22 protein-coding genes are annotated in these 21,392 nt (G+C 45.6%); 11 read left to right on the top strand and 11 right to left on the bottom strand.

Annotation, left to right across the window (positions count from 1 at the left end):
- Positions 1-4: 4 nt before the first annotated feature.
- Genes A3L04_RS03325 through smc form a run of 4 tightly spaced genes read right to left on the bottom strand, consistent with a single transcriptional unit; the run spans position 5 to position 4,984 of the window.
- Positions 5-661: a segregation and condensation protein A gene (locus A3L04_RS03325; protein ID WP_068579199.1), complete on the bottom strand. Its 657-nt coding sequence runs from the start codon at positions 659-661 to the stop codon at positions 5-7.
- Complete coding sequence (locus A3L04_RS03320; protein ID WP_068579202.1) at positions 662-1,075, bottom strand: nucleotidyltransferase domain-containing protein; 414 nt, start codon at positions 1,073-1,075, stop codon at positions 662-664.
- On the bottom strand, positions 1,060-1,470 hold the full coding sequence (locus A3L04_RS03315; protein WP_068579204.1) for a HEPN domain-containing protein: 411 nt from the start codon (positions 1,468-1,470) through the stop codon (positions 1,060-1,062). Before A3L04_RS03315 ends, A3L04_RS03320 begins: the two co-directional genes overlap by 16 nt.
- The gene (gene smc, locus A3L04_RS03310) at positions 1,463-4,984 is read right to left on the bottom strand and encodes a chromosome segregation protein SMC (RefSeq protein ID WP_068579205.1); all 3,522 of its coding nucleotides are present in this window, start codon (positions 4,982-4,984) and stop codon (positions 1,463-1,465) included. The genes A3L04_RS03315 and smc overlap by 8 nt, the downstream gene beginning before the upstream one ends.
- 71 nt (positions 4,985-5,055) lie before the next feature.
- On the opposite strand from smc, the gene A3L04_RS03305 reads away from it, so the two are divergent.
- From A3L04_RS03305 to mrtA, 5 genes are all read left to right on the top strand, one after another.
- Positions 5,056-5,385, top strand: coding sequence for a CidA/LrgA family protein (locus A3L04_RS03305; RefSeq protein ID WP_068579208.1), 330 nt, complete (start codon positions 5,056-5,058; stop codon positions 5,383-5,385).
- A complete protein-coding gene (locus A3L04_RS03300) occupies positions 5,382-6,056 on the top strand; it encodes a CidB/LrgB family autolysis modulator (protein ID WP_068579210.1) in 675 nt (224 codons plus the stop codon). Before A3L04_RS03305 ends, A3L04_RS03300 begins: the two co-directional genes overlap by 4 nt.
- Before the next feature lie 367 nt (positions 6,057-6,423).
- The gene (locus A3L04_RS10950; RefSeq protein WP_157092453.1) at positions 6,424-6,588 is read left to right on the top strand and encodes a hypothetical protein; all 165 of its coding nucleotides are present in this window, start codon (positions 6,424-6,426) and stop codon (positions 6,586-6,588) included.
- Positions 6,589-7,395 (top strand): hypothetical protein, encoded by an 807-nt coding sequence (locus A3L04_RS03295; RefSeq protein ID WP_068579212.1) that lies wholly within the window; start codon positions 6,589-6,591, stop codon positions 7,393-7,395. It begins immediately after the preceding gene.
- 242 nt (positions 7,396-7,637) lie between these two features.
- Entirely contained in the window at positions 7,638-8,207 is a 570-nt protein-coding gene (gene mrtA, locus A3L04_RS03290) for a CPBP family archaeomyxosortase MrtA (protein WP_068579214.1), read from the top strand.
- Here the strand turns inward: mrtA and A3L04_RS03285 are convergent.
- From A3L04_RS03285 to A3L04_RS03270, 4 genes are read right to left on the bottom strand one after another with little or no spacing between them, the layout of a single operon-like run.
- Entirely contained in the window at positions 8,199-9,524 is a 1,326-nt protein-coding gene (locus A3L04_RS03285; protein ID WP_068579216.1) for a RuvB-like helicase, read from the bottom strand. The genes mrtA and A3L04_RS03285 overlap by 9 nt on opposite strands.
- A gap of 57 nt (positions 9,525-9,581) precedes the next feature.
- Complete coding sequence (gene tsaA, locus A3L04_RS03280) at positions 9,582-10,070, bottom strand: tRNA (N6-threonylcarbamoyladenosine(37)-N6)-methyltransferase TrmO (protein ID WP_068579218.1); 489 nt, start codon at positions 10,068-10,070, stop codon at positions 9,582-9,584.
- Positions 10,067-11,293 (bottom strand): hydroxymethylglutaryl-CoA reductase (NADPH), encoded by a 1,227-nt coding sequence (gene hmgA, locus A3L04_RS03275; RefSeq protein ID WP_068579220.1) that lies wholly within the window; start codon positions 11,291-11,293, stop codon positions 10,067-10,069. The genes tsaA and hmgA overlap by 4 nt, the downstream gene beginning before the upstream one ends.
- Positions 11,294-11,297: 4 nt before the next feature.
- Positions 11,298-12,056: a MinD/ParA family ATP-binding protein gene (locus A3L04_RS03270; protein WP_068579222.1), complete on the bottom strand. Its 759-nt coding sequence runs from the start codon at positions 12,054-12,056 to the stop codon at positions 11,298-11,300.
- A gap of 204 nt (positions 12,057-12,260) precedes the next feature.
- Between A3L04_RS03270 and A3L04_RS03265 the strand changes: the two genes are divergently transcribed.
- The gene (locus tag A3L04_RS03265) at positions 12,261-13,652 is read left to right on the top strand and encodes an MATE family efflux transporter (protein WP_068579224.1); all 1,392 of its coding nucleotides are present in this window, start codon (positions 12,261-12,263) and stop codon (positions 13,650-13,652) included.
- On the opposite strand, the gene A3L04_RS03260 is transcribed toward A3L04_RS03265, so the two are convergent.
- Positions 13,642-14,580 carry a transcriptional regulator gene (locus tag A3L04_RS03260; RefSeq protein WP_068579676.1) on the bottom strand — a complete coding sequence of 313 codons (939 nt, stop codon included), beginning with the start codon at positions 14,578-14,580 and terminating at the stop codon, positions 13,642-13,644. The genes A3L04_RS03265 and A3L04_RS03260 overlap by 11 nt on opposite strands.
- Positions 14,581-14,612: 32 nt before the next feature.
- The gene (locus A3L04_RS03255) at positions 14,613-15,659 is read right to left on the bottom strand and encodes an FAD-dependent oxidoreductase (protein ID WP_068579226.1); all 1,047 of its coding nucleotides are present in this window, start codon (positions 15,657-15,659) and stop codon (positions 14,613-14,615) included.
- Positions 15,660-15,868: 209 nt separating this feature from the next.
- Between A3L04_RS03255 and A3L04_RS03250 the strand changes: the two genes are divergently transcribed.
- Together A3L04_RS03250 and A3L04_RS03245 are read left to right on the top strand one after the other, a co-directional pair.
- The gene (locus A3L04_RS03250; RefSeq protein ID WP_068579230.1) at positions 15,869-16,648 is read left to right on the top strand and encodes an SDR family oxidoreductase; all 780 of its coding nucleotides are present in this window, start codon (positions 15,869-15,871) and stop codon (positions 16,646-16,648) included.
- Positions 16,648-17,109, top strand: coding sequence for a hypothetical protein (locus tag A3L04_RS03245; RefSeq protein ID WP_068579233.1), 462 nt, complete (start codon positions 16,648-16,650; stop codon positions 17,107-17,109). The genes A3L04_RS03250 and A3L04_RS03245 overlap by 1 nt, the downstream gene beginning before the upstream one ends.
- Here the strand turns inward: A3L04_RS03245 and moaC are convergent.
- Positions 17,087-17,563: a cyclic pyranopterin monophosphate synthase MoaC gene (moaC, locus tag A3L04_RS03240; protein ID WP_068579235.1), complete on the bottom strand. Its 477-nt coding sequence runs from the start codon at positions 17,561-17,563 to the stop codon at positions 17,087-17,089. The genes A3L04_RS03245 and moaC overlap by 23 nt on opposite strands.
- Positions 17,564-17,669: 106 nt before the next feature.
- Here moaC and tiaS point away from each other — a divergent pair, with 106 nt between their 5' ends.
- Genes tiaS through A3L04_RS03225 form a run of 3 tightly spaced genes read left to right on the top strand, consistent with a single transcriptional unit; the run spans position 17,670 to position 21,303 of the window.
- Positions 17,670-18,944, top strand: a complete 1,275-nt coding sequence (gene tiaS, locus A3L04_RS03235) for a tRNA(Ile2) 2-agmatinylcytidine synthetase TiaS (protein ID WP_068579238.1) — start codon at positions 17,670-17,672, stop codon at positions 18,942-18,944.
- 38 nt (positions 18,945-18,982) lie between these two features.
- Positions 18,983-20,464: a TrkH family potassium uptake protein gene (locus tag A3L04_RS03230; RefSeq protein ID WP_068579242.1), complete on the top strand. Its 1,482-nt coding sequence runs from the start codon at positions 18,983-18,985 to the stop codon at positions 20,462-20,464.
- Positions 20,461-21,303, top strand: coding sequence for an energy-coupling factor ABC transporter ATP-binding protein (locus tag A3L04_RS03225; RefSeq protein WP_068579246.1), 843 nt, complete (start codon positions 20,461-20,463; stop codon positions 21,301-21,303). The genes A3L04_RS03230 and A3L04_RS03225 overlap by 4 nt, the downstream gene beginning before the upstream one ends.
- The last annotated feature ends 89 nt before the right edge of the window (positions 21,304-21,392 follow it).

Genomic DNA, 21,392 nt, shown 5'->3' with positions numbered 1-21,392 from the left:
TTTTCTAAGACTCAAGAGGAACAACAAGTATCTCACCAAAGGGCTCTTCCTGCACCATCTCCACCTTGCCCATGTTCTCGAGGAACAAGAGATAGAGGAAAGTTCTAGCTATAATTTTAGGATCAACATCAAACACTAGATCCCAGAACCTTATCGGCTTCCCTGTTTCCCTGTATAATTCCTTCACAATCTGGTAAAGCCTGTTCACGTGCTTCTCTATGTCAACTCTAAAGTCATCAACAACGAATATTTCTTCCTCTATCTCTACCTTCTTCTTTTTCCTGGGCTTCCTCCTCTCTGCCTCCTCAAGGGCATCCATTAAAGCCTCGATCAGATCGTCAAGGGTGTAGTAGCGTTCAACCCTCCTCAATGGGGGAACCAGCGGGTCAACTTCAACCCTTATTTTTTCTTCCTCCTTTTCCCCCTCTTTTTTCTCGTCTTCTCGAAGTAAAGCCTCGCTCTTCATTCTGACGAGAATTGCCGCAGCCAAAATTGCCCTAGCAGAAATTCTGAGGTCAAGCTCCTGCATCTGCCTAAGCATCTTTATGTACTTCTCAGTTAGATCAACTATGTCAATATTCCATGGATCCACTTTACCCATTCTCACGAGCTGTAAGAGAATGTCGACGGGAGTTACTTCGGGCTCAAATCTGGACTCCATTCAAACCACCTTGATCCAAGCATTATTTATCCGCCTGTATCTCCCTTTTAGAGCTCTAAGCTTCCTAAAAAATTTCTCCAGATATTCATTATCTCCCACATATATTACCTTCCCATGCTCAGAAAGTTCGAGGAGGAGTAAATGACCCTTTGCAAACATTTTCTCGACTTCCTCCAGCGTATAAGCTTTTGGATCTATTACCGTCTCGGTCTCATTTAGGAGGTACAGTAGTTTTAATCTCTCATCGAAGTCCTCAGGAAGATTTCTCGCTACTATAAAAAGGTCAACATCACTACCTAACCCATAAGTTCCCTTGGCAAATGAACCAAAAACTACAGCAAGTAAGACATTAATCCCGTGTTTTTTAAGTGTTTCAATGTACTCCCTTATGTCATTCATTATTCTGTCTTCCATTTAGCGACCTCCATGACGAATTTTAATATTGTCTCAGCAAGATTTATTGCTTCTTCAGCATCTCTTTTATCGTAGAATTCATATGGGGCGCCCTCAACATGAGCATCTGGATATCTCGCTGGAATGTAGAGCCTATCAAGAACCCTAGCGATTCTAAGGATCTCCTGAGGAACTTCAATACCCTGAGATATGAGAATGGAAAGGAGTTTAGCAGTGGAGTGGCCATAGGCAGGAATCCCTAGACCAAGCAACAGCCCTTTAACAGCGAATTCTGCTGCTTGCTGAGCCTTAAAGCATGCCCATGAATAGAATCCGCTCTCAGCATCAGCTCGAGCACTCCTAAGTGTATATTCGGCCTGCCTGATCCATCTTTCAAATTCCTCCCTGTCAAACATTCTGCCTCCTCCTTATCTCCTCAAGTATTCTCATGGCCTTCTCGAGGCTTAGCGAAACCACCTTGCTAACGCCGTCCCTCATTGAAACCCCTATTATCTTGTCCGCGTTGGCCATCATAACGTCCCTAAGGGTTATCACTATGAACTGGCTCTCCTTTGAGGACTCCTTGATTAAGTCTGCAACCCTCTTCACATTGGCATCATCCAAGTGGGCATCTATCTCATCGAAGAGGTAGAACGGAGCAGGCTTGAACTTCTGAATCGCGAATACAAACGCTAAGGCTGTTAAAGCCTTCTCTCCACCGCTCATAGCCTCTATCCTCTTCACATCCTTGCCAGCCGGCTTGGCCTCTATCTCGAGCCCTCCTGAGAATGGATCCTCTGGATTCTCCAAGATTAGCCTAGCGCTTCCCCCAGGAGACAGCTTAGCGAATAGCTCTGAGAAGTTCTTGGCTATGGCCTCAAACGTCTTCATGAAGACGTTCTTCTTTTCCTTCTCTATCTCGTTAATGAACTCTATTATGCTCTCCTTCTCGGCCTCAAGCTTCTCCCTCTTACTCTTCAGCTCGAGGTACCTCCTCTCCACTACCTCAAAGTCCTCTATGGCCTTCATGTTCACGGGCTCTAGAGACCTTATCTCTTCCTCCATCTCCTCTATTTCCCTCTTCAAGGCCTCGAGATCAAGGGGAATCTCCTTTATTGACTTGATGATCTCCTTGTCGAAATGCTTTAGCTGTGACTTCTTCTCCTCAAGCACCGACCTGAGCTGGACATCCCTGACCCTTAGAGTGTTTGCCTCTATTCTGAGCTCTTGAATCCTCTTAGAGAGCTCTTCTTTCTCCTTCCTTAGTGAAGAGATTTCTTTCTCTAAGTTCTTCCTGCTCTCTTTGGCCCTCTCTATCTTGGAATAAACTTCTTTTTCCTCCTCCCTAAGCGATTCAAGTTCTTTGGTCAGCTCTTTAAGGGCTTCTTCATTCTCCTTTATGTTGGCCTTGAGAGCATTTATCTTGTTGACCAACCCCTCAATTTCCTCCTCTAACGAAGCCTTCCTGGGGAGTAACTCCTCGTTAAGTCTCGATTCAAAGGCCTCAAGCTTGCTCTCTACCCTACTGAGCTCTTCCCTTAGCTTCGCTATCTCCCCCTCTATAAGTCTTATTTTCTCGCTGAGTTCTCTAGCCTCGGGGTTCTCGAGGGCTTTCTTCAGCTTATCTCTCTTCTTTTCAAGCCTCTCTATCCTCCCTCTGAGCTTTGCCAGCTCTCCCCTCTTGGCATGAATGGCCTCTTCTATTTTCTTTATTTTATCATCTGAATTCTTAATTTCCTCCTCTATTGCTTTTTTCTCGGCCAAAAGCCTATCGAGATCTTTCCTCGTTATCTCTATTTCCTTTTCAATGTCGCTGATCTTTATCCTAAGCTCAAAACCTTGATTTTCCAAAGCCCTAAGCTCAACTTTAAGGGAATTAAGCTCAGACTCAAGAGCCTCCTTCTTGGCTTTTAGAGACTCCACTTCCTCCCTAAGCTTCCTCGTATCTACGGCCAACCCTCTCGGCTTGTAGTGACCTCCAGTAATGGCCCCGCTTTTCTCATAGAGCTCTCCCTCCAAGGTCACCATTCTGACTTTACCGATGTGGGGTCTTGCCTCCTCCATTGAGGACACTATGACCGTATCGCCTAGGGCGAACCTAACGGCACTGTCTATCCTGGGATCGTACTCGATTACATCCGTGACTGGAATGCCAACGGAATCATTTGGCTTCCTTGGCTTTATCTTGTTCAAGGGGAGGAAGGTTAGTCTTCCAAGCCTGTTCTCCTTCAGGAACTTAATAGCCTTCTCGGCGACAATCTCGTCTTCAACGACTACGTTGTCCGCCCTATTGCCGAGGGCAACCTCAACCGCAATCGAATATTGGCCATCCTTAACCCTTATTAATTCAGCCAAGGTTCCGTAAATCCCAGGGATGCCCGAGCTCTTTAGGGCATCTATTGCTCTATTCCCCCTTATCTCGCTCTGAGCCTCAGCTTTTATTAGTTCTCTTTCGAGGGAGTTGAGCTTAGATTTTACATTTTCCAATTCCCTTCCTTTTTTCTCAATTTCACCCTCAACCTTCCTCCTGCGGGAGGAGATGGAGGTTAATTTGCCCTCCAGCTCGCTGAGCTGAGCCTTCTTCTCATCAAGTAGAGAGTTAAGCTCCCTAACCTTCTCATCTATACCGGGCAACCTCGCCTTCAGAACGAGAATTTGAGACTGCAGCTTTTCCTTTTCACTCTCAAGCCTTTTTATCTCAGCTTCTCCTTCGTAGAGCTCCTTTTTAGCATTCTCCAGTTCCCTAACCACTGAATCAAACTCCTCCCTTGCAACGGCGAAAGTCCTGTCTATCTCGCCCAACCTTACCACTAAAAGGTTCCTCTCCTCCTCTTTCGCCTTTATTTCCTCTATTAGGGAATCTCTCCTCTTAGACCACCTGTTTATCGCGCCCTTGGTTTTCTCTATCTCGCTGAGAACCTTTTTCAGTTCATCTTTAGCCCTTATCAGCCTCACTTGAGCTTCGTCAAGCTCCTTCTTTCCAACCTCAATGTTCCTCTTGGCCAGCTCTATCTTGGAGTTTATCTCACCGATCTTCCTCGTTACCCTAAGGGCCTCCTCGCTACTCTCCCTTTCAAGCTCCTCTTCTATTTTCTTCAGCTCATTTTCCTTCTCGACGATAAGTCTAGCTACTTCCTCTATTCTCCTCTCAAGTGATTCAATTTCTTCCTCTATACTACTCCTCTTCGCCTCGTTTGAAGACAACTCCTCTTCAAGCCTCTTTATCTCACCGAGAAGCAGGGCAACCCTAGCCTTCTCCACCCTCTCCTTCAGATCAAGGTACCGTAGGGCATCGTTCCTCTCCTTCTCGAGTTTGTCAAGCTGTTTCTTTACTTCCCTTATGAGAAGATCAACCCTTGCGAGGTTCTCCTCAGCCTGCTTCAGCTCCTGAAGGGCCTTCTCCTTCTTAGCATCGTACTCCGCTATTCCTGAAATGTCATCAATTATAAGCCTTCTTTCCGTGGGGCTCATTTTGATGAACTTCGTTATGTCACCCTGAAGGACTATGTTGTAGCCCTCGGGAGAGATCATTGCGGCACTTAAAAGATCAAGGATTTCGCTTCTTGTAGCTCTCTTTCCGTTTAGCCAGTAAGTGCTCCTTCCATCTGGGTAGACTCTTCTCTTAATTACAACTTCATCCTCATCTATTGGAAATCCCCTGTCCTCATTGTTGAAGTATATAGCTACCTCAGCATATTTAGCTGGGGGCTCGCTTTTTGTTCCCGCGAATATTAGGTCACTAATCCTCGTTGCCCTCATGGCTTTCGCCGAGAGTCCACCGAGGACGAAGAGTATTGCATCCCCAATGTTGCTCTTTCCGGAACCGTTAGCTCCAACTATCGCGGTAAAACCCTTCGAGAAGGGGATAACAACCTTCTTATTACCGTAAGATTTGAACCCCTTAAGCTCGAGCTTCTCTATGTAGGGCATTATTTAACACCTATCAAACTAAGCCGAGAAATTGGTATATATAGCTTCCTCCATTCTCTGGAGGTGGTAAAATGTACAAGGGGCTGACGATAATATTCGGCTTTCTATTCCTGGGGGGGCTGATAGAAAGTGCCGGGGTACCAATACCGGGAAGCGTTCTTGGGATGCTCTTACTAACCCTTGCACTAATCACGGGAATTGTCAGGCTTGAAGACGTTGAGAGAGAAGGAGAATTTCTCGTTAGGAACATGAGCATTATGTTCATCCCTCCAGGAGTTGGAATAATACTCTACTTGGATCTCCTTAAGGAAAACTTAGTTGCGATTGGAGTTGCCCTAGTTCTGAGCTTCCTAATCACTCTATTCGTGACTGCAAAGACCGTGGAGGTGCTCAGAAGATGAATATTTTTGGAGTATTCTTAACGTTCTTCCTGTACACGGCCTTTTCCTGGGTGTACGCAAAGAAGAGAACCCCGGCTTTAAATCCAGTCCTCCTCTCAATAGTCACGATAGCAGTTATTCTAAAGGCTACGGGCATTAAATATGAGGAATACATGGAATCAGCGAAATTTCTGAGTTTCCTCCTGGGGCCGGCCGTTGTAAGCTTAGCTATTCCACTCTACAAGCAGTTGTCCATAATCAGAGAATACAAGAAGGAAATCGCGGTTGGGGTTGTGGTGGGAGGAAGTACGGCGATACTATCGGCGGTTTACATGCTGAAGGCCTTTCATGCCCCTGAAATCCTTCAGAGGAGCTTTGCTCCGAAGAGCGTTACAACTGCAATAGCTATGGGCGTAAGCGAAAAGATAGGAGGGATTCCTCCCCTGACTGCAGTACTAGTAATACTGACTGGTATCCTGGGGAACGCCCTAGCTCCGGAACTCCTAAATATCTTCAGGGTTAGGGATAGGGTAGCGAGGGGACTAGCGACGGGAGTTTCCTCCCACGGCCTGGGAACCGCAAGGATTATAACTGAGGACGAGCTCGCTGGAGCCGTTAGCGGGCTGGGAATGGCCCTAAATGGTGTTTACACGGCATTTATCCTTCCGGCAATCATAAACTTCCTCGTTTAAGTGCGTGCTCAAGAACCGGATCGCTGATCCTGTATTCGATGTTCCTTCCATCAATAATTTTCTCGAGGAATGCAGCCTTAACTGAGATATCAAATTTTGATATTAAACCCCAGGGGTAGATAAAGTCAGTTCCAAGAACCTTAAAGCCCAGCAGTGAACCGAGAAATAAATACCCAAAGAAAAGCGAAAATTTTCAAAATATGCTAATTTAGCTACTGGTGAAAGCAAAGGCTGATTTCCATCATTATTAAAGCTAGCTATAAAACGGATTTATTGTCAAAGGAAGTCCAAATAAAACTGCCAAGAAAAGACAACAAGGGTTAAGGATTTAACATTGTAAAGCTCACTAATATGTCAGGTAACGAAAATGAAGATGAAGTACAGTGAGACAGGCAAGAAGACATATTTATACATCCAAAAATTCTATATGCAGACTAAAGATTATGCGATCACCGGAAGAGCTGAAGAGAGTAAAAAGAGCTTGAAAAGCCCTTTCCAGCAGTACTTAGCAGGGTGTTTAGGGGGGAGTTAGATGTTTAATCTAGGAACTTCAGATGTCATTGGAGCTGGGATTGTTGGAGTTACACTTTCACTTGTTATGATGCTGATTTTATTCATATCAAAGATAATCAAAAAGGAATATCTTGACATTGGCGAACCCCTTCGAATTTCTAGCATTGTTCTAGTCGTATCATTAGCTTTAATTGCGCACACTGAACTAATATATTTCATTTCAATAATCATTATTGCAACAAGTATCACAAAACTAGAGTTTCTCTTAAATCTCGTAGCTATATTAAGAGGAGGGGAAGGAGCATCAAAATATTTCGATACTCTCCAAAAAATCCCTTACGCCTCTTCGCAAGAAATACAGGAAAAAGAAATCAGAAAACGTGAAGAGCTTCAAGATGAATCAAAGATAGACAGAGGTTCCATTCAAATTAAACACGTTGAAAAAATACCACCATATGTTATTGAAGAGCTCGCAATCAGAGAACTTGAGCGCAAATATAATTCGATAGCCAAACGAGAAGTTAAGATTGGTAAATACGTTGTCGATGCTATAATGCCCCTAGACGATAAAACAGATGCCATAGTTGAGATAAAAATTAAACCTCTTCCACCCGAGTTTATCCTCAAAACAATAAAACATCTAGAGGCTGCTAGAAAATTATACGAAAGGATATACAAGAGAAACTCTGTAATACTACTTGGTATTGTTGGTGCAACTCCTGAATATATTCGCAATTTAAAACAGATAATCGATCAAAAGACGACTTCAAAAATTCCACTAAAAATTGAAGCGGTGAGTATTAATACGGAATTAAGTGGACAATGACCTCTAAATCTCTCAATGTAACAAGTATCACAAAGGACTATCACTCTGCACACCTTAAGATACGCAACAAACACCAGAATTTACCCTCCTCACCCAGAATAATCCCGTCCTAATTATTAGTACCCACGTGTTTACTAAGAACATCCCTTCTCTCCTTGGGTTTTGGATCGAAGTACAAACTACCACCCCAGTAGTATACTACTGGGGTGGTAGTTTAAAAGGGTAGTGAAGAAGTAGTCAACATGGATCCTAGGACACTGGCACTTTTTATAATAGCGTTTATCCCGTCAAGGATCCCAGGGACGTTTAACATGTGGATAGCATATTTAGTGTTCTTCTACCTCCTAATTCCAGTGGTCCTGTTCAGGAAAGAGCTTAAGGACGTTGGCTTCAAACTTCCAAAAAGCTGGGGGAGTACACTAATACTCCTTGGAATTGCAGTCATAATGAGCTTCCTGGGGCTCCTTGATGAGAGCATGAGGAGTTACTACCCCAGGTTCTCTTACTTAGGTGTTTATAGCTTCATCCTAGGAGAGCTCAAAATGGGCGTGGTCATGTTTACCCATGAGGCGTTCTTCAGGGGCTTTCTCCTTTTCCCCATCGCAAAGAAAAATAAGTGGATAGGAATACTAGGGCAAGCAATCCCCTACGCAATTCTGCACATTGGAAAGCCCGTAATAGAGATCCCCTACTCCTTTCTTGCTGGCATAATATTTGCAATAGTAGATTTAAAAGAGGAAAGCTTCTTCCCGAGCTTCATAGTTCACTGGCTTGGCTCAGCATTCTTTGATATCCTCTGTGCTTTAACGTAGCATCCCCTCAAGCTTCTCAACGAAGGCTATGCTCCTCTTGACATCGGCAAAGTACTCCTTGGCCTTCTCAACGTGCTCCTTCTCGACCCTCTTGCCTCCAGCTATTATGCTCGCAGGAGCCAGCAGCTGGACTGCGTATCTTAAGCTGGTTTTCTCGCCGAGCTCCGCAAGGTACTCCAAAGCCTCCTCGCTGAGCTCTATTCCCTCCTCTTTGGCCCTTATCTTTACGATCTCCCTGATCTCCTCCTTCTTGTAGGGCTCAGTGTTTATTATTAACAGCCTGTCAAGCATGTCCAGCGGAATTCCGTGTGGGGCCTCAATATCCGTTCCTCTAATCTTCGTCATTCCCCTATTGGTTGCCAAGATTAGTATTGGAGCCAGCTCGTTCTCCATTGCTCTGGCCAAGAATGAGAATGCCTCAATGTCGAGCATGTGGCACTCATCTATGAAGAGCACCCCAGGAACAAGTGTAGCCTTACCCTCCTCTATCCACTGCTTAACTGTCTGATCAACCCTCTCCCTGATCTCATCGTTTATCTCCATTCCACCGCCAAACAAGAGGCTAAATATTCCTCCGGCCCTCGCGTTTACAACGTCAAGGTCGTGGAGGGTCACAGTATAAGTGAACTCCTTAACCTTAAGAACAGGACCGCTTGGCAATTCGACTTTCCTCCTGAAGAATAAACCTTCCTCCTCCTTCGTCGTTCCGACCCTTGAAACCCTTCCAGTCTCGGCATCGATCTGTATTACATCCCCCTCCTCAATTCCAAGCTCGAGCAACTGATACGCTATTTCCCTGCCAGCCCTTAATACCTTCTCATCGTCCTTTGTCTTTAGCGTTATCTTAACGCTCTCAGGTATCTCTATGTAGGGGTTGAAGGGGTGCCTCGTTCTCTTGATCTCTATCTTCTCTACCATTCCCTCGTAGACCTTCCTCTCCTCGCTGATTCTAACACCTATAGCCCTCCTCAAAGCCTGCTTCAAGAATTCAGTCTTCTTAACCTCTGCAGAATAAATTTCACTACCGCTTATTTGAACGAAGGGAACATCTTCACCAAGCTCCTTGGCTATACCCATAGCTATTGCCGTCTTACCGCTTCCCGTTGGTCCAACCAGCAAGATGCCCTTGCCAGCCAGTTTACCCTGCTTTATCAGCTTAACGGCAATTCCAGCGGCTTCCCTAGCCTTGATTTGGCCGACCATTCCATCCCCGATGAACTTTGCCTTGCCGTTCTCATCTAATCCCAATCCCTTTATATGGGAGTGCATTCCAACTCTCTCAAACTTAACCGCTGGGAGCTCCTCTATAACAGGCATTTCATCACCCCCAGCAGTTTTTCTTCCAATAGGTAATTAAAATAGTGTTTTAAAAACTTAGCCCCTGGAGAAGCGACCATCATCTCTAGTGTATGGAAGCTTGTGGACGTTCCTTTCTAACCATCCTATTCTATCAACTCTCCTAATATCGAATTCAGGAACATACGGTTTTATGTCGAGAAGGGGAGTTTCGTCAACTATGTCAACATCTTCAACGTACAGAATGTTCCCCTCTATTCTCAGAAGCCTCACAACGGAAATTCCTATGGGATTAGGCCTGCTTGGAGCCCTCGTGGCAAAAACCCCATGGTACTCATCGTGCATGTAAGGCTTTACAAGCAGGGAGCCGGGCTTAGCCAGGTGAAAGTGGTAAATCAAAATTATGTGGGAAAAGCCGTCGAGATCCTTCAAACCTTCAGCGTACTCAGGGAATACTATAACCTCACCTCTAACTCCCTTAGCTACGGAAGACTGTATGGGAACGCCCTTAGGCTCTTTGAAGGGCGTTCTAATTATCCCGATGGGCTTATATCTAATCTCTATCATCTTCCCAACATCTTGTGGGCTCTTGCTAAATGTTTAGCCGCTATAGCCGCGAGTAGGGATAATTCTCCAGCGAGAACGGCACCAGCGACTATCTCAGCGAACTTCTTAGCGTTTATCCCAGGAGGATCCCCTCCACCGGCAACACCCATTATCTCTAAGGCCTCCCTCTGGGTTGGAACCCTAGTACCCCCTCCAACGGTTCCTATTTCGAGGCTCGGCATCGTTATGCTTATGTACAAATCGCCTTCGGGAGTCACTTCCGCTATGGTTATCCCGTGAGAGCCCTCGGTGATCTGAGCCTCATCCTGGCCGGTTGCCAAAAAGATAGCACCAACTATGTTGCCGAAGTGGGCGTTGAAGCCATAGCTACCCGCTTGAGCGGAACCAACGAGGTTCTTCAGGTAGTTCACTTCCGCGATTAGTTCTGGAGTAGTTTTGAGTTTCCTCTCAACTATCCCCCTGGGGACTACAGCTTCAGCAACGACTGTTTTTCCCCTGCCGAGGATAAAGTTCACGGCGTTGGGCTTTTTGTCCACGCAGAGGTTTCCAGATAGTGCTAGGTATCTTACATCGGGAAAGTGCTCCTCGATAACCTTCATTATCTCCTCGCTCGCTATTGTGACCATGTTCATTCCCATTGCATCCCCAGTCTCGAATTCAAAGCGAAGGTAGAGGTTCCTGCCTACTATGAAGGGCTTAACACCCCTAAGCTTTCCGTGCCTTGTGACCTTACTTACCGCCTTCTCCTGCAGGTACTCAAGGTTCTCCTGAACCCACTGTGCAACTTCCCTCGCCCTCCTAGCGTCGGGGCACTTTATCAGCGGGGCCCTCGTCATCTTGTCATCCAACAAAGTAGTAACGACTCCACCCGCCTCGGTCAAGGCTGAGCAGCCCCTGTTCACGGAGGCAACTAGGGCTCCCTCCGTGGTTGCTAAAGGGATGTAGAACTCTCCCTTGGCGTACTCTCCGTTTATCTTGAGAGGTCCGGCAACGCCCATTGGGATCTGAACTACACCGATCATGTTTTCTATATTCCTTCCGACGAGCTGGTTGGGATCTATGCTATAGTGACCTATATGCTCGAGCTTTATTCCAAGCTTTCTCTCTAAGGCTTTCCTTCTTATCTCGGTTGCAAGCTTCTTATCACCGTTAACATAGTTTTCTACTTGATGGAGCTTAATCTCTCCCCTAGCAACTTTCTCTACAATTTCTTCAACGTTCATGGTCTCACCTCTGTGTAGAAGAGCCAAATATCCACTCTTCAGTTAGTTGTCCAGCCTCTTTAAAAGCTATCGCAGCATCACTATGAGGCTTATATACTAGAACAGGTATTCCAGCATTCACAGATTCAGGAACTGCATCATCGAATGGAATAACTCCCAGAACGGGAACACCTATATCGCTTTCTATAACCTCCACTATCTTATCAATGACATCTGCTGCTTCCCTAACTTTGTTTATGACTACTCCAACATCTAATCCAAATCTGTCTCCCAATGCTTTAAGCTTCAAGACTTCGTTCTCAACCATAGTCTCAAATGAATATATTGGAGATCTTTCAATCTCCACAACTATTATCTGATAATCAAATACTTCAAATGCGGGGAGAGTATCAAAGGGTACTCCAGTTGGTGAGTCTACAAATATTAGGGGATATTTGTACTTGAGATTCTCTATTATCTCCCTCAATCTTTGGCCTGAAATTCCTAGAACATCTTCTAGCCTTGAACTTCCTGGCATAACGTAAACCCCAGTTTCTTTATGCTTATAAATTGCCCATTCAGGATCCATATTGGGGTCTTTAACAACGGAGTGGAGCGTGTACTTCACATTATCCAAGGCAAAGTGAAGGCCAAGATTTGGAAGGTAGAGATCACCGTCTATAGCCAAAACTCTATACTCAGCTTGGGCAAAGTACGTGCTTAGGTTTGCAGTCGTTGTGGTTTTTCCAGCTCCACCCCTTCCTGTAACAACGATCACTGCCATATTTGTCCGCCCCTGAAGCTTTAACAAAAGACAAATTAGTCTTCAAACGAAGAAGATATAAGGTTTTTGCTAAGGGGTTGGATTTCCTTCAACTCAAAGCTTCAAAGCTTTTCATTGATTAAGGAATATCCAAATTGGTATAATAAGGTTTTTAAATTCTATGCAACTTTAACCGTTTAGATAAAAATGATAATGTGATTAAAGATGAGCGAGATAAGGAAAAAGCTATGGAAGCTAGCATGGCCCGCAATAGCTGGAAACATAAGTCAGACACTTCTCAACTTAGTTGATACAATGATAGTTGGCCACGTAAGTGCAATCGCCCTTGGCGCAGTCGGCTTAGGGGGAATGGTAAGCTGGTTCATGTTTCCAATAATGATGGCCGTATCCACGGGAACACTAGCTGTAGTTGCGAGGAGAGTTGGAGAGGGAAACTATGAGGAGGCATCAAGGGTAGCGGAGCAGAGTATGTACATAGCATTCATCCTAGGGATCCCCGTGATGCTTTTTGGGATATTCTTTGGGGATGATATACTCAGGATAATGGGTGCTAGGGGAGAAGTCTTTGAGATAGCGTACGCCTACCTTAGAGTACTCTTCTTTTTCTATCCGATAAGGTTTGTTGGCTTTGCGTTCTTTTCTTCCCTGAGGGGAGCGGGAGACACGAAAACGCCAATGCTTCTAAATATATTAATGAATGTTGTAAACGCAGTCCTCGACTATCTCTTGGTGTTTGGAAAGTTAGGATTCCCCAGGATGGGTCCAGTAGGTGCCGCTTGGGCTTCAGGAATAGGAATTACGGTTGCGTTTCTCGTTGGTCTATACCTATTTATAGCCCACAGACTCGTTTTGAAGCCAGTGCTAGAGCTAAGGATAAGATGGGAGATAGTGGAGAAGATCCTTAGAATAGGAACACCGACGATGCTGGAAAGAGGATTATTCAGCTTCTACAACTTTCTATATATGAGCATAGTCACTAGGTTCGGAAAGATAGCTCTTTCAGCCCACCAAATAGGACTTAGAGTAGAGAGCATAGCGTACATGCCAGCTTTTGGCTTTAGCATAGCCACTTCTGCCCTTGTTGGTCAGAGCCTAGGAGCTAAAAAACCAGAGCAGGCAGAAAGAGTTGTTAAAGAGGCAATGAAAATGACAACAGCTTTTATGACGATAATGGCCTTCGTACTTGTCGCTTTCCCTGGTATCCTCGTAGAGCCCTTCCTTTCAAGGTCAGATCCAAACTATGAGGTCGTCAAAAACCTTGCCTCTATATACCTAATCATAGTTGGTATAAGCGAAATTCCGCTAGGCATAATGTTCGTGCTAAGCGGTGCGCTTAGAGGCGCTGGTGATACAAAAAGCCCCCTCTACATAACCGCAATCAGCAAGTTATTCTTCAGAATAATTCCCTCGTACATACTTGGTTTTGGATTCACGATTCCAAGGTTTACCATATTTGGATATACATTCCCGGGATTCCACTTTAGCGGCCTAGGTGTGGTTGCCGCTTGGATAGGGATGAGTCTCGAGACATTCATAACCGCCGGACTGTTCTGGCTGGTGTTCAGAAGGGGGAAGTGGAAGCACATCAAGATTTAGACTTCAACTCTTTTATTATTTCGAAAAGCTCATCAACATCCCTGACGTCTTCCAGCACTCTCTTTGGTATAACTGGGATCTTGCTTATAACCTCCGCCCTCGCATTCTCAAGGACGAACATACCCTCGCTCCCTATGAACTCCGTTATCTGACTCACTAGTCTAGCCCTCTTAAGCGTCGCACTTGTCTTCTTCTCATCTATGCCGGTAAGCAACTTTGTCTCCTCGTCCTCCTCCTTCCCCACGGCATTAAAGGGGGCCCTTCTAATCTTAACGACATCCATTCCAAGCTTGTGTAGCTCCTCAAACACTTCCCTTTCAAGCTTGCTCTCGGGCTTTGAGCCTAGGGATACATCTTCAAGTTTCGCCCGCAAAACGTCTACAGGCTTAACTAAGGGCTCATCAAAGATCTCCTCCAACCTGAGGGCTACTTCAAGACTCACAACGGCCTCACCTTTTTCATACCTCTGGAGGCTCTTTCTCGAGACGCCAACGTAAGTAGCGAGCTCGGCTAAGGTGTAGCCGTGTTCTTCTCTGAGCTTCCTCAGCTTCTCCCCATCGATCTTAACGTAAAAGCCTCCCCTCTCGGCCATTATAAGGGGAGGTTCCCCTTCCGCGAACATGGAGTAGAGTGTTCCTGGGGTTATCGCATAGATCCCAAACCTCTCATACACGACACCATCTTCAAGCTCAAGGTTCTTTGTTTTTAGGCCAACCAAAAGAGGAGAAGCCCTAAAAAGCTTTGCCAGCTTTTTTAAGTCCTCAGCCTGCTCCTCAGTGAATTTATCAATATTTGTGAGGGTTTTTATGAATAGCAAGAGGAGACGCCTAGTGGCAACTAGGTCAAAGCATCCTCCCCTAAAAGTGAACCTCGCCGTTTCAAATCCAATGCTCTTCAGTATCTTCTCGACAACGTTTGCTAGCTCCATCAATCGAATGTTTGACAAAAAAGTTTATAAAGTTAGCATTTGCCCTCGATGACCTCCGCTATCAGCCTGCCCGCTAAGGTCGGTGGGAGTAATCTCCTAGGTGCGTGGGTTATCAGCCACTCTTCTATCTCCCCAGCAACCCTTCTACCTTCTAGTATTGCCGTTCCTATGTTCCTGGGACTTATTACGTCCCCAGCGAAGAATATCCCAGAGTCCTTGAGTATCTCTTCATTCGCACATGTTATCTCCCTAATTGGATTTGTTGGAATTTGACCTATAGCGAATATTAGGTAGTCTGCTGGAATTGTAATCCGGTCATCGGTCTTAATTACACTTCCCCCAACAATCTTTGTCTTTGCGAACTCGACTTCCCTAACTTTTTCATCCCCGATTACCCGCTCAGGGGTAACGTACTCAACGAATTTAACTCCTTCATTTATTAGCTTTCTAATCTCAGCCTTTGCGTAGCTGTGTCCCAGCGATCTCCTGTAGGCTATCGTTACTTCCCTTGCTCCAAGGAGCTGGGCCTCCTTAGCCATGTCAACTGCCGTGTATCCTGCACCAACCACTATAACTTTCTTTCCCTCAAAGTCTGGGAGTTCACTCTCCGGGAGGTATCCTATCCTCACCATCTTTATCTTGACAAGGGTGCTTAGGGCATCCATGACTCCCGGAAGGTCGTGCCCAGGAATCCTAAGGATCCTCGGCCTCCATGCCCCTGTGGCTATTAGGATTGCATCGAACTCGTTCATCAGCTTCTCTAGGGAGATAAACCTCTCCGCCCACTCGTCACCCAGCTCCTTCGGCGAGTCATAGACAACCTTCGTTCTCATGTGGAACACTACTCCGAGCTTTTCAATTTCCTTAACGCCCTCTCTCACACTCTTTATTGGAATCCTCCACTCCGGAATTCCAAAGGCAACCATTCCTCCCGGCTCTGGCATCTTGTCGTATACATGGACTTCAAAGCCCCTACACGCTAGATTGCAAGCTGCTGAAAGTCCAGCAGGCCCTGCACCGATGACCGCGACCTTGAAGGGCTTGGTTTTATCTCTCTCACCACAGGTGCAAAACCTCATGTTCACCACCTTTAGTGGCTAAGTTTCCCTACCTTATCATCCTTCTCCAATACCACTTGTCATATCACCAAAACCTCTACATTGACATATCATCAATATTGAAAACATTCAGAGAATGTATTAAGCTTTTGAAATATTTTAGACAAAGGAACACTTTTGCCCAGCCAAAACGGAACACTTTAATAGGAGTAGAGCATTGATGAATACGTATGAACGTCCTGATCACGGCATCATCGAGGGGGATTGGCTTTAACGTTGCAAGGGAGCTACTCAAAAGGGGACACTCTGTGGTAATATCATCGAGCAACATAGACAACTTGAAAAAAGCCTATGAGGAGCTAAAAGACCTCGGAAAAGTTGAATATTTCAAGGCAGATCTTCTCGTTAAAGATGACCTAAAAAGGCTAGTAAAGAACGCCTGGGAAGCCCTTGGAGGAATTGATGCCTTAATATGGAATGCTCCAAACATTAGGTGCGAGCCCTGCATGGTTCATGAAGCTAGGTACATGGACTGGGCCGAGGCATCTCTCCTTCACCTAGCCTCCCCCGGATACCTAACAACGCTTTTGATTCAGGCATGGCTTGAGAAGAAGATGAAGGGGATAATAATATATCTAAGCTCGGTCTCAGTCTTAGAGCCAATGCCACCCCTTTTATTGGCAGATTCTGCGAGAGCTGGGTTGATACAGCTGGCTAAGGGAATATCAAGGTCATATGGAGGAAAAGGGATAAGGGCGTACACCGTACTGCTCGGAAGTTTTGATACTCCAGGGGCAAGGGAAAACTTGACAAAGCTCGCTGAAGAGAGAGGCATTGATCCTGAGGAATTCTGGAAGAGGGAGGTTATCGGGAGAACACCGCTAAAGAGAACCGGACGATGGGAGGAGCTAGGCGCACTAATTGACTTCCTCCTAAGCGAAAATGCCGAGTACATGCTCGGTTCAACGATAGTTTTTGACGGAGCAATGACGAGGGCGGTGAACCTCTAATGTGGGAGAAAATTCTGAGACCAAAGTTCCTAGCTAAGAAAGTTAAGGAAGATCCAAACAAGTTCAAATCACTAGGATTTCACGTTATTGAAGTTGTCGGAGAGGGTTATGAGCTCGAAAGCCTTGTTGAGTACTTCATATACTCCACGTTCGGGAGGTACGTGTATATAGTGGAGCACGAAGGCAGGAAGTTTCTAGCTAGAGGGGACAGGAAGATAGGAGAGATGGAGTACCTTGTTAAAGATGAGAAAGGCCTAATGAGGCTCATCCTCAAAGAAATTAAGAAGAGCACGCGGGCTGCACTGTTCGGAATAACAGTAGGGTTTGCCATGGCGGTTGGAGGGCTAGTTAGTATTTGGAAGCCCGAATTCTCCTTTATCGGGGTTATGCTAGGTGGAGTCCTTGGCTCGGCAATAACGAAGATCTTCGAATACTACCTCATTGGCTATTGTAAGACTTGACCTTCTCAACAACCCTGACCTCTTCAATCCTAGTGTAGGGGTATTGGCCCCTTTCATCCTTCTCCACAGCCTTCACCATGTCCCATATCGTTAGTAAGGCCACTGTAGCACCGGTCAAGGCCTCCATTTCAACGCCCGTCTTGTAGTAAGCCCTAACCTCGCATGTTACCTCAATGTAATCTTCGCCGAACTCAAAAGTTATGTCAACACCGGTAAGGGGAATCGGATGGCAGAGGGGAATTAGCTCTGGAGTTCTCTTTACAGCCAAAATTCCGGCTATCTGAGCTGCAGCGAGGACATTTCCCTTTTCTATTTTTCCCTCCCTGATTAGCTTTACGGTTTCAGGCTTCAGCCTTATCCTGCCCCTTGCTACTGCCCTCCTGTAGACGACGTCCTTGTGGCCTATCTCGACCATCTTTACACCCTTTTCATCGACGTGTGTTAGCCCCTTCATGTGCTGAGGATGGAAAAGGGGATAAATAAGCTTAAGGTATTCGATAGGTTAGCTAAAACACTAAAGCTCCTCGAAGATTTTTAAACCTCCCCTCCCCACACATCACGTGCTCCTGCATATAGGGATTGATGACACAGATTCACCGAACGGAATGTGCACAACATATCTCGGAGCGCTCCTCTACAGGGAGCTCTCGAGGTTAGGTGAGCCTTTAGACCTCCCCAGACTTATCAGGCTAAACCCCAACATCCCCTACAAGACGAGAGGAAATGGTGCCGTAGCTTTGATATTTGATATTGAAGAGGAGTATATTGAAGAAGCAAAAAGCCTCGTAATAGCGAAGGTTAAAGAGCTCGCCGATTTTTCCCATGAAAACACTAACCCTGGAGTGGCCTTCCTTGAGGGCGAAGTACCCCAGGATCTAACGGAATTCTCACTAAGGGCATTGAGGGAGCACGTTACAATAGAGGAAGCAGAAAAAGTGGCAAAGAATATAGGAGCTGAGATAGCAAAGTTCAAGCTCGGCAGGGGAATAATCGGAGCCCTCGCAGCTATCGGATATCCTCTCAGGAGATACACATATGAGCTCCTTGCATACAGAGACCCCAGAAACAGGGAGAAGGAAAGAAGAGTCGATAAGGACTCGGTATTCGAGATGGACAAAAGGTTCTACCCGTTTACATACGATAACGTCGATCCCTACAAGGGAACCGTGCTGATAACCCCTCACGGGAAGGATCCAGTTCTCGTTGGAATAAGGGGCATCGATAAGGGGAAGGTTCTGCAGGCCTTCGAAGAGGTGAAAATATACGAGGAAGTCATAATGTTCCAACTGTATAAAACAAACCAAAGCACCGACGACCATCTAGTCCCAAAGAAGATTAAAGACGTGAAGCTCTATGACAGCGTGATAATCCGTGGGAAAGTTGCAAGCAGGTACTGGGAGAGGGGAAGGCACGTGTTCTTCGAGCTTGAAGATGAAACCGGGAAGATTAGGGTTGCCGCATTCGAGCCAACGAAGAAATTCAGGAATTACGTGAGGAAGCTCCTTCCCGGGGATGAGATAATAGTTGCTGGGGGCGTTAAGGAGCATGAGGGAGTTTTAACTGTAAATCTCGAGAAGTTCTATCCAATAAGGCTTGTTCCGAGAATAGAGCTGAAGAAGCCCAAATGCCCCAAATGTGGAGGGACCATGAAGAGCAAAGGTGACTACCTTAAGTGCAAACGCTGTGGCTTCAAGATGCCCAAGATATTAATTCCCGTGGAAAAGCAGAGAGATTTAAAGAGAAAAATATATGAAGTTCCTCCAGATGCCAGGAAGCATCTCTCGAGGCCTCTTGTGTTGCCCGGTGGTGAGGATAGCATTTTAACTGTTCTCTGATCAAAAACCTTTTATCGAATTCTCCCCACTTCTGGCCGATGGCTAAATTAAGGAGATTCATCAACATCTCAGAGGACATATTCGTAATAAGGAATCTAATAGGGGCAATCCTCCAAGGTGTTGGATTAGCATATTTAGTTCCCGTTCTCCTGGTGTGGTTTTATCCAGATGAAATAAAGCTCTCAGTGTACTTTGCAATCCCTGGGGTTGCGTGTATACTCCTGGGCTACTACCTCTCACGGCATATAGAGCAGGTTGAGGATGTAAACCTGAGGCAGGCAATGATGGCCTCGGCCTTCGTTTGGCTGTTTGCATCTTTCGTGAGCGTCGTTCCGTTCATGGCTATAGCGAAGATGAGCTTCATAGATTCCTACTTCGAAACCATGAGCGCTTGGACGGGTACTGGACTAACCATGATGAGCCACCTCGAGAGTTATCCAAAGATTTTACTCTTCTGGAGGGCGTGGATGCAATGGCTTGGGGGGATAGGAATAGTCTTAGTTGCTCTGACGGTTCTAATAAGACCAGGAGTTGCTGCCGCGAGACTTTACAGGGCGGAGGCAAGAAGTGAGAGGATTCTCCCAAACTTCGTCAACACCGCCAAGATAATCGTGCAGATCTACACATTACTAACGATCCTGGGAGTCTACCTATATTATGTAAATGGAATGAGCCTCTTCGACGCAGTCATACACTCAATGACGGGCCTTGGAACGGGTGGTATGAGTAGCCACGACTTAAGTATAGGCTACTTCCACTCCTTAGCCATAGAGACTATCACCGTCTTCTTAATGATTCTAGGTGCCACGAACTTTACCGTTCATTATAGGGTTTTCGTTAACAGATCCCTGAAGGAGTTCTTCAGGGACATCCAAGTTAAGGCAATGCTGATATTCCTAGTTCTAATAATCCCCCTAATGGCATTCTCATTGGTCAGGTTCGGCCACGTAGGACCCATAAGGGCCTTCAGGGAGTCAATATTTCATGCAGTATCTGCAATTACATGTACAGGATTTGGGATTTCAGACCTATCCAAGTATCCAGAAGCCGACAAAGTTCTGCTATCACTTTTAATGGTCATAGGAGGAAGCGCCGGAAGTACTGCCGGTGGAATAAAACTGATAAGAGTCGCCCTAACATTTGAAAGCCTCAAGTGGACAATAGAGCAGGCAATCTTACCAAAAGGGGCCGTAATAAGAAAGAAGGTTGCAAATTATGAATTTTCGGAGGAGGAGATTCAGGAAGTTCTCGGTTTCACTATGACTTACTTTGCATTCCTCTTGGTTGGAGCTATGTACATGATGCTGAGGCTTGGAGTTAAGTTCGTTGATGCACTATTTGAGAGCGCATCAGCGATAGGCAACGTAGGGCTGAGCGTCGGAATAACTTCCCCAATGCTCCCCCCGGACGTGAAGACCGTGCTGATACTTTTAATGTGGATAGGAAGGTTGGAAATATTCCCAACCTTAGTGTTCCTCGTGGGTGTTGCAATGATGCTCCCCCGGAGGGCTGAGAAGTGAATATCATTGAAGTTGAAAACCTAAGCTTTAAGTACAAGGGAGCAGGGAGGTATTCTCTTCGAGATATCACTCTATCCGTGAAAAAAGGGGAGTTCATTGGGATAATTGGTGGAAGTGGGAGCGGAAAGTCAACGTTCTGCCTCACCCTAAACGGAATAATTCCCCACTCTATTCAGGGAACTTTTGAAGGCAATGTTATAGTTGCTGGATTAAACACGAGAGAACACTCAGTTGCAGAGCTTTCCACTAAAGTCGGACTAGTATTCCAAAATCCCGACTCCCAAATATTTAACATGACGGTTCTCGAAGAAGTGGCTTTCGCTCTGGAGAATCTCGGAGTAGAGAGAGACGAGATGTGGAGGAGAATTAAATGGGCTCTAAAGTTAGTTGGACTGTGGGATAAGAGGGAGGAATTTCCGCCAAATCTAAGCGGAGGGGAGAAGCAGAGGTTGGCTATAGCCAGCGTTCTTGTCATGAAACCGGAAATTTTGGTTCTAGACGAGCCAACGTCTCAACTGGATCCAATGGGAAAGGAAAGCGTTCTAAATTTAATCAAACTACTCAATAAGGAGGAGAAAATCACGATACTAGTAGTCGAACACAACACAGAATTTCTCCTTGAAAATGCCGATAGAGTATTTGTCTTCAGCGATGGCAAGATTATTCTAGAAGGTAAGCCCGAAAACGTCTTTGAGGACGTTGAAACGCTGATGAAGATTGGAGTCAGGATTCCGGCGAGGATTAGGATAGGCTACGAATTGAAGAAGAAAGGGCTTCTAAAGAGGGCTACGGTAAGCGCTAAAGAATTAAAGAAAGCACTCAAATTGCCACAAACATAAACCTTAACTTTAGGAACAATTACCCATTACTGGTGATTATATGAACGTGTTCTCAAGCACGAGAGAGCTATATGAAAAGTATAAGCCAA

Origin of the sequence: Thermococcus chitonophagus (assembly GCF_002214605.1) — an archaeon.
Lineage (GTDB): Archaea > Methanobacteriota_B > Thermococci > Thermococcales > Thermococcaceae > Pyrococcus > Pyrococcus chitonophagus.
The sequence above is the reverse complement of the archived record's forward strand: the minus strand, read 5'-3'. Positions and strand labels throughout refer to the sequence as shown.

Coding starts and splice junctions, on each gene's coding strand:
- moaC (WP_068579235.1), bottom strand. CDS start 17,563: ATGAAGGGGCTAACACACGTCGATGAAAAGGGTGTAAAGATGGTCGAG.
- A3L04_RS10950 (WP_157092453.1), top strand. CDS start 6,424: ATGAAGATGAAGTACAGTGAGACAGGCAAGAAGACATATTTATACATC.
- tsaA (WP_068579218.1), bottom strand. CDS start 10,070: ATGATAGAGATTAGATATAAGCCCATCGGGATAATTAGAACGCCCTTC.
- A3L04_RS03265 (WP_068579224.1), top strand. CDS start 12,261: ATGAGCGAGATAAGGAAAAAGCTATGGAAGCTAGCATGGCCCGCAATA.
- A3L04_RS03305 (WP_068579208.1), top strand. CDS start 5,056: ATGTACAAGGGGCTGACGATAATATTCGGCTTTCTATTCCTGGGGGGG.
- A3L04_RS03315 (WP_068579204.1), bottom strand. CDS start 1,470: ATGTTTGACAGGGAGGAATTTGAAAGATGGATCAGGCAGGCCGAATAT.
- A3L04_RS03270 (WP_068579222.1), bottom strand. CDS start 12,056: ATGGCAGTGATCGTTGTTACAGGAAGGGGTGGAGCTGGAAAAACCACA.
- A3L04_RS03230 (WP_068579242.1), top strand. CDS start 18,983: ATGGCTAAATTAAGGAGATTCATCAACATCTCAGAGGACATATTCGTA.
- smc (WP_068579205.1), bottom strand. CDS start 4,984: ATGCCCTACATAGAGAAGCTCGAGCTTAAGGGGTTCAAATCTTACGGT.
- A3L04_RS03255 (WP_068579226.1), bottom strand. CDS start 15,659: ATGAGGTTTTGCACCTGTGGTGAGAGAGATAAAACCAAGCCCTTCAAG.
- A3L04_RS03285 (WP_068579216.1), bottom strand. CDS start 9,524: ATGCCTGTTATAGAGGAGCTCCCAGCGGTTAAGTTTGAGAGAGTTGGA.
- mrtA (WP_068579214.1), top strand. CDS start 7,638: ATGGATCCTAGGACACTGGCACTTTTTATAATAGCGTTTATCCCGTCA.
- A3L04_RS03245 (WP_068579233.1), top strand. CDS start 16,648: ATGTGGGAGAAAATTCTGAGACCAAAGTTCCTAGCTAAGAAAGTTAAG.
- A3L04_RS03320 (WP_068579202.1), bottom strand. CDS start 1,075: ATGGAAGACAGAATAATGAATGACATAAGGGAGTACATTGAAACACTT.
- A3L04_RS03325 (WP_068579199.1), bottom strand. CDS start 661: ATGGAGTCCAGATTTGAGCCCGAAGTAACTCCCGTCGACATTCTCTTA.
- A3L04_RS03300 (WP_068579210.1), top strand. CDS start 5,382: ATGAATATTTTTGGAGTATTCTTAACGTTCTTCCTGTACACGGCCTTT.
- A3L04_RS03260 (WP_068579676.1), bottom strand. CDS start 14,580: ATGGAGCTAGCAAACGTTGTCGAGAAGATACTGAAGAGCATTGGATTT.
- A3L04_RS03295 (WP_068579212.1), top strand. CDS start 6,589: ATGTTTAATCTAGGAACTTCAGATGTCATTGGAGCTGGGATTGTTGGA.
- A3L04_RS03250 (WP_068579230.1), top strand. CDS start 15,869: ATGAACGTCCTGATCACGGCATCATCGAGGGGGATTGGCTTTAACGTT.
- hmgA (WP_068579220.1), bottom strand. CDS start 11,293: ATGAACGTTGAAGAAATTGTAGAGAAAGTTGCTAGGGGAGAGATTAAG.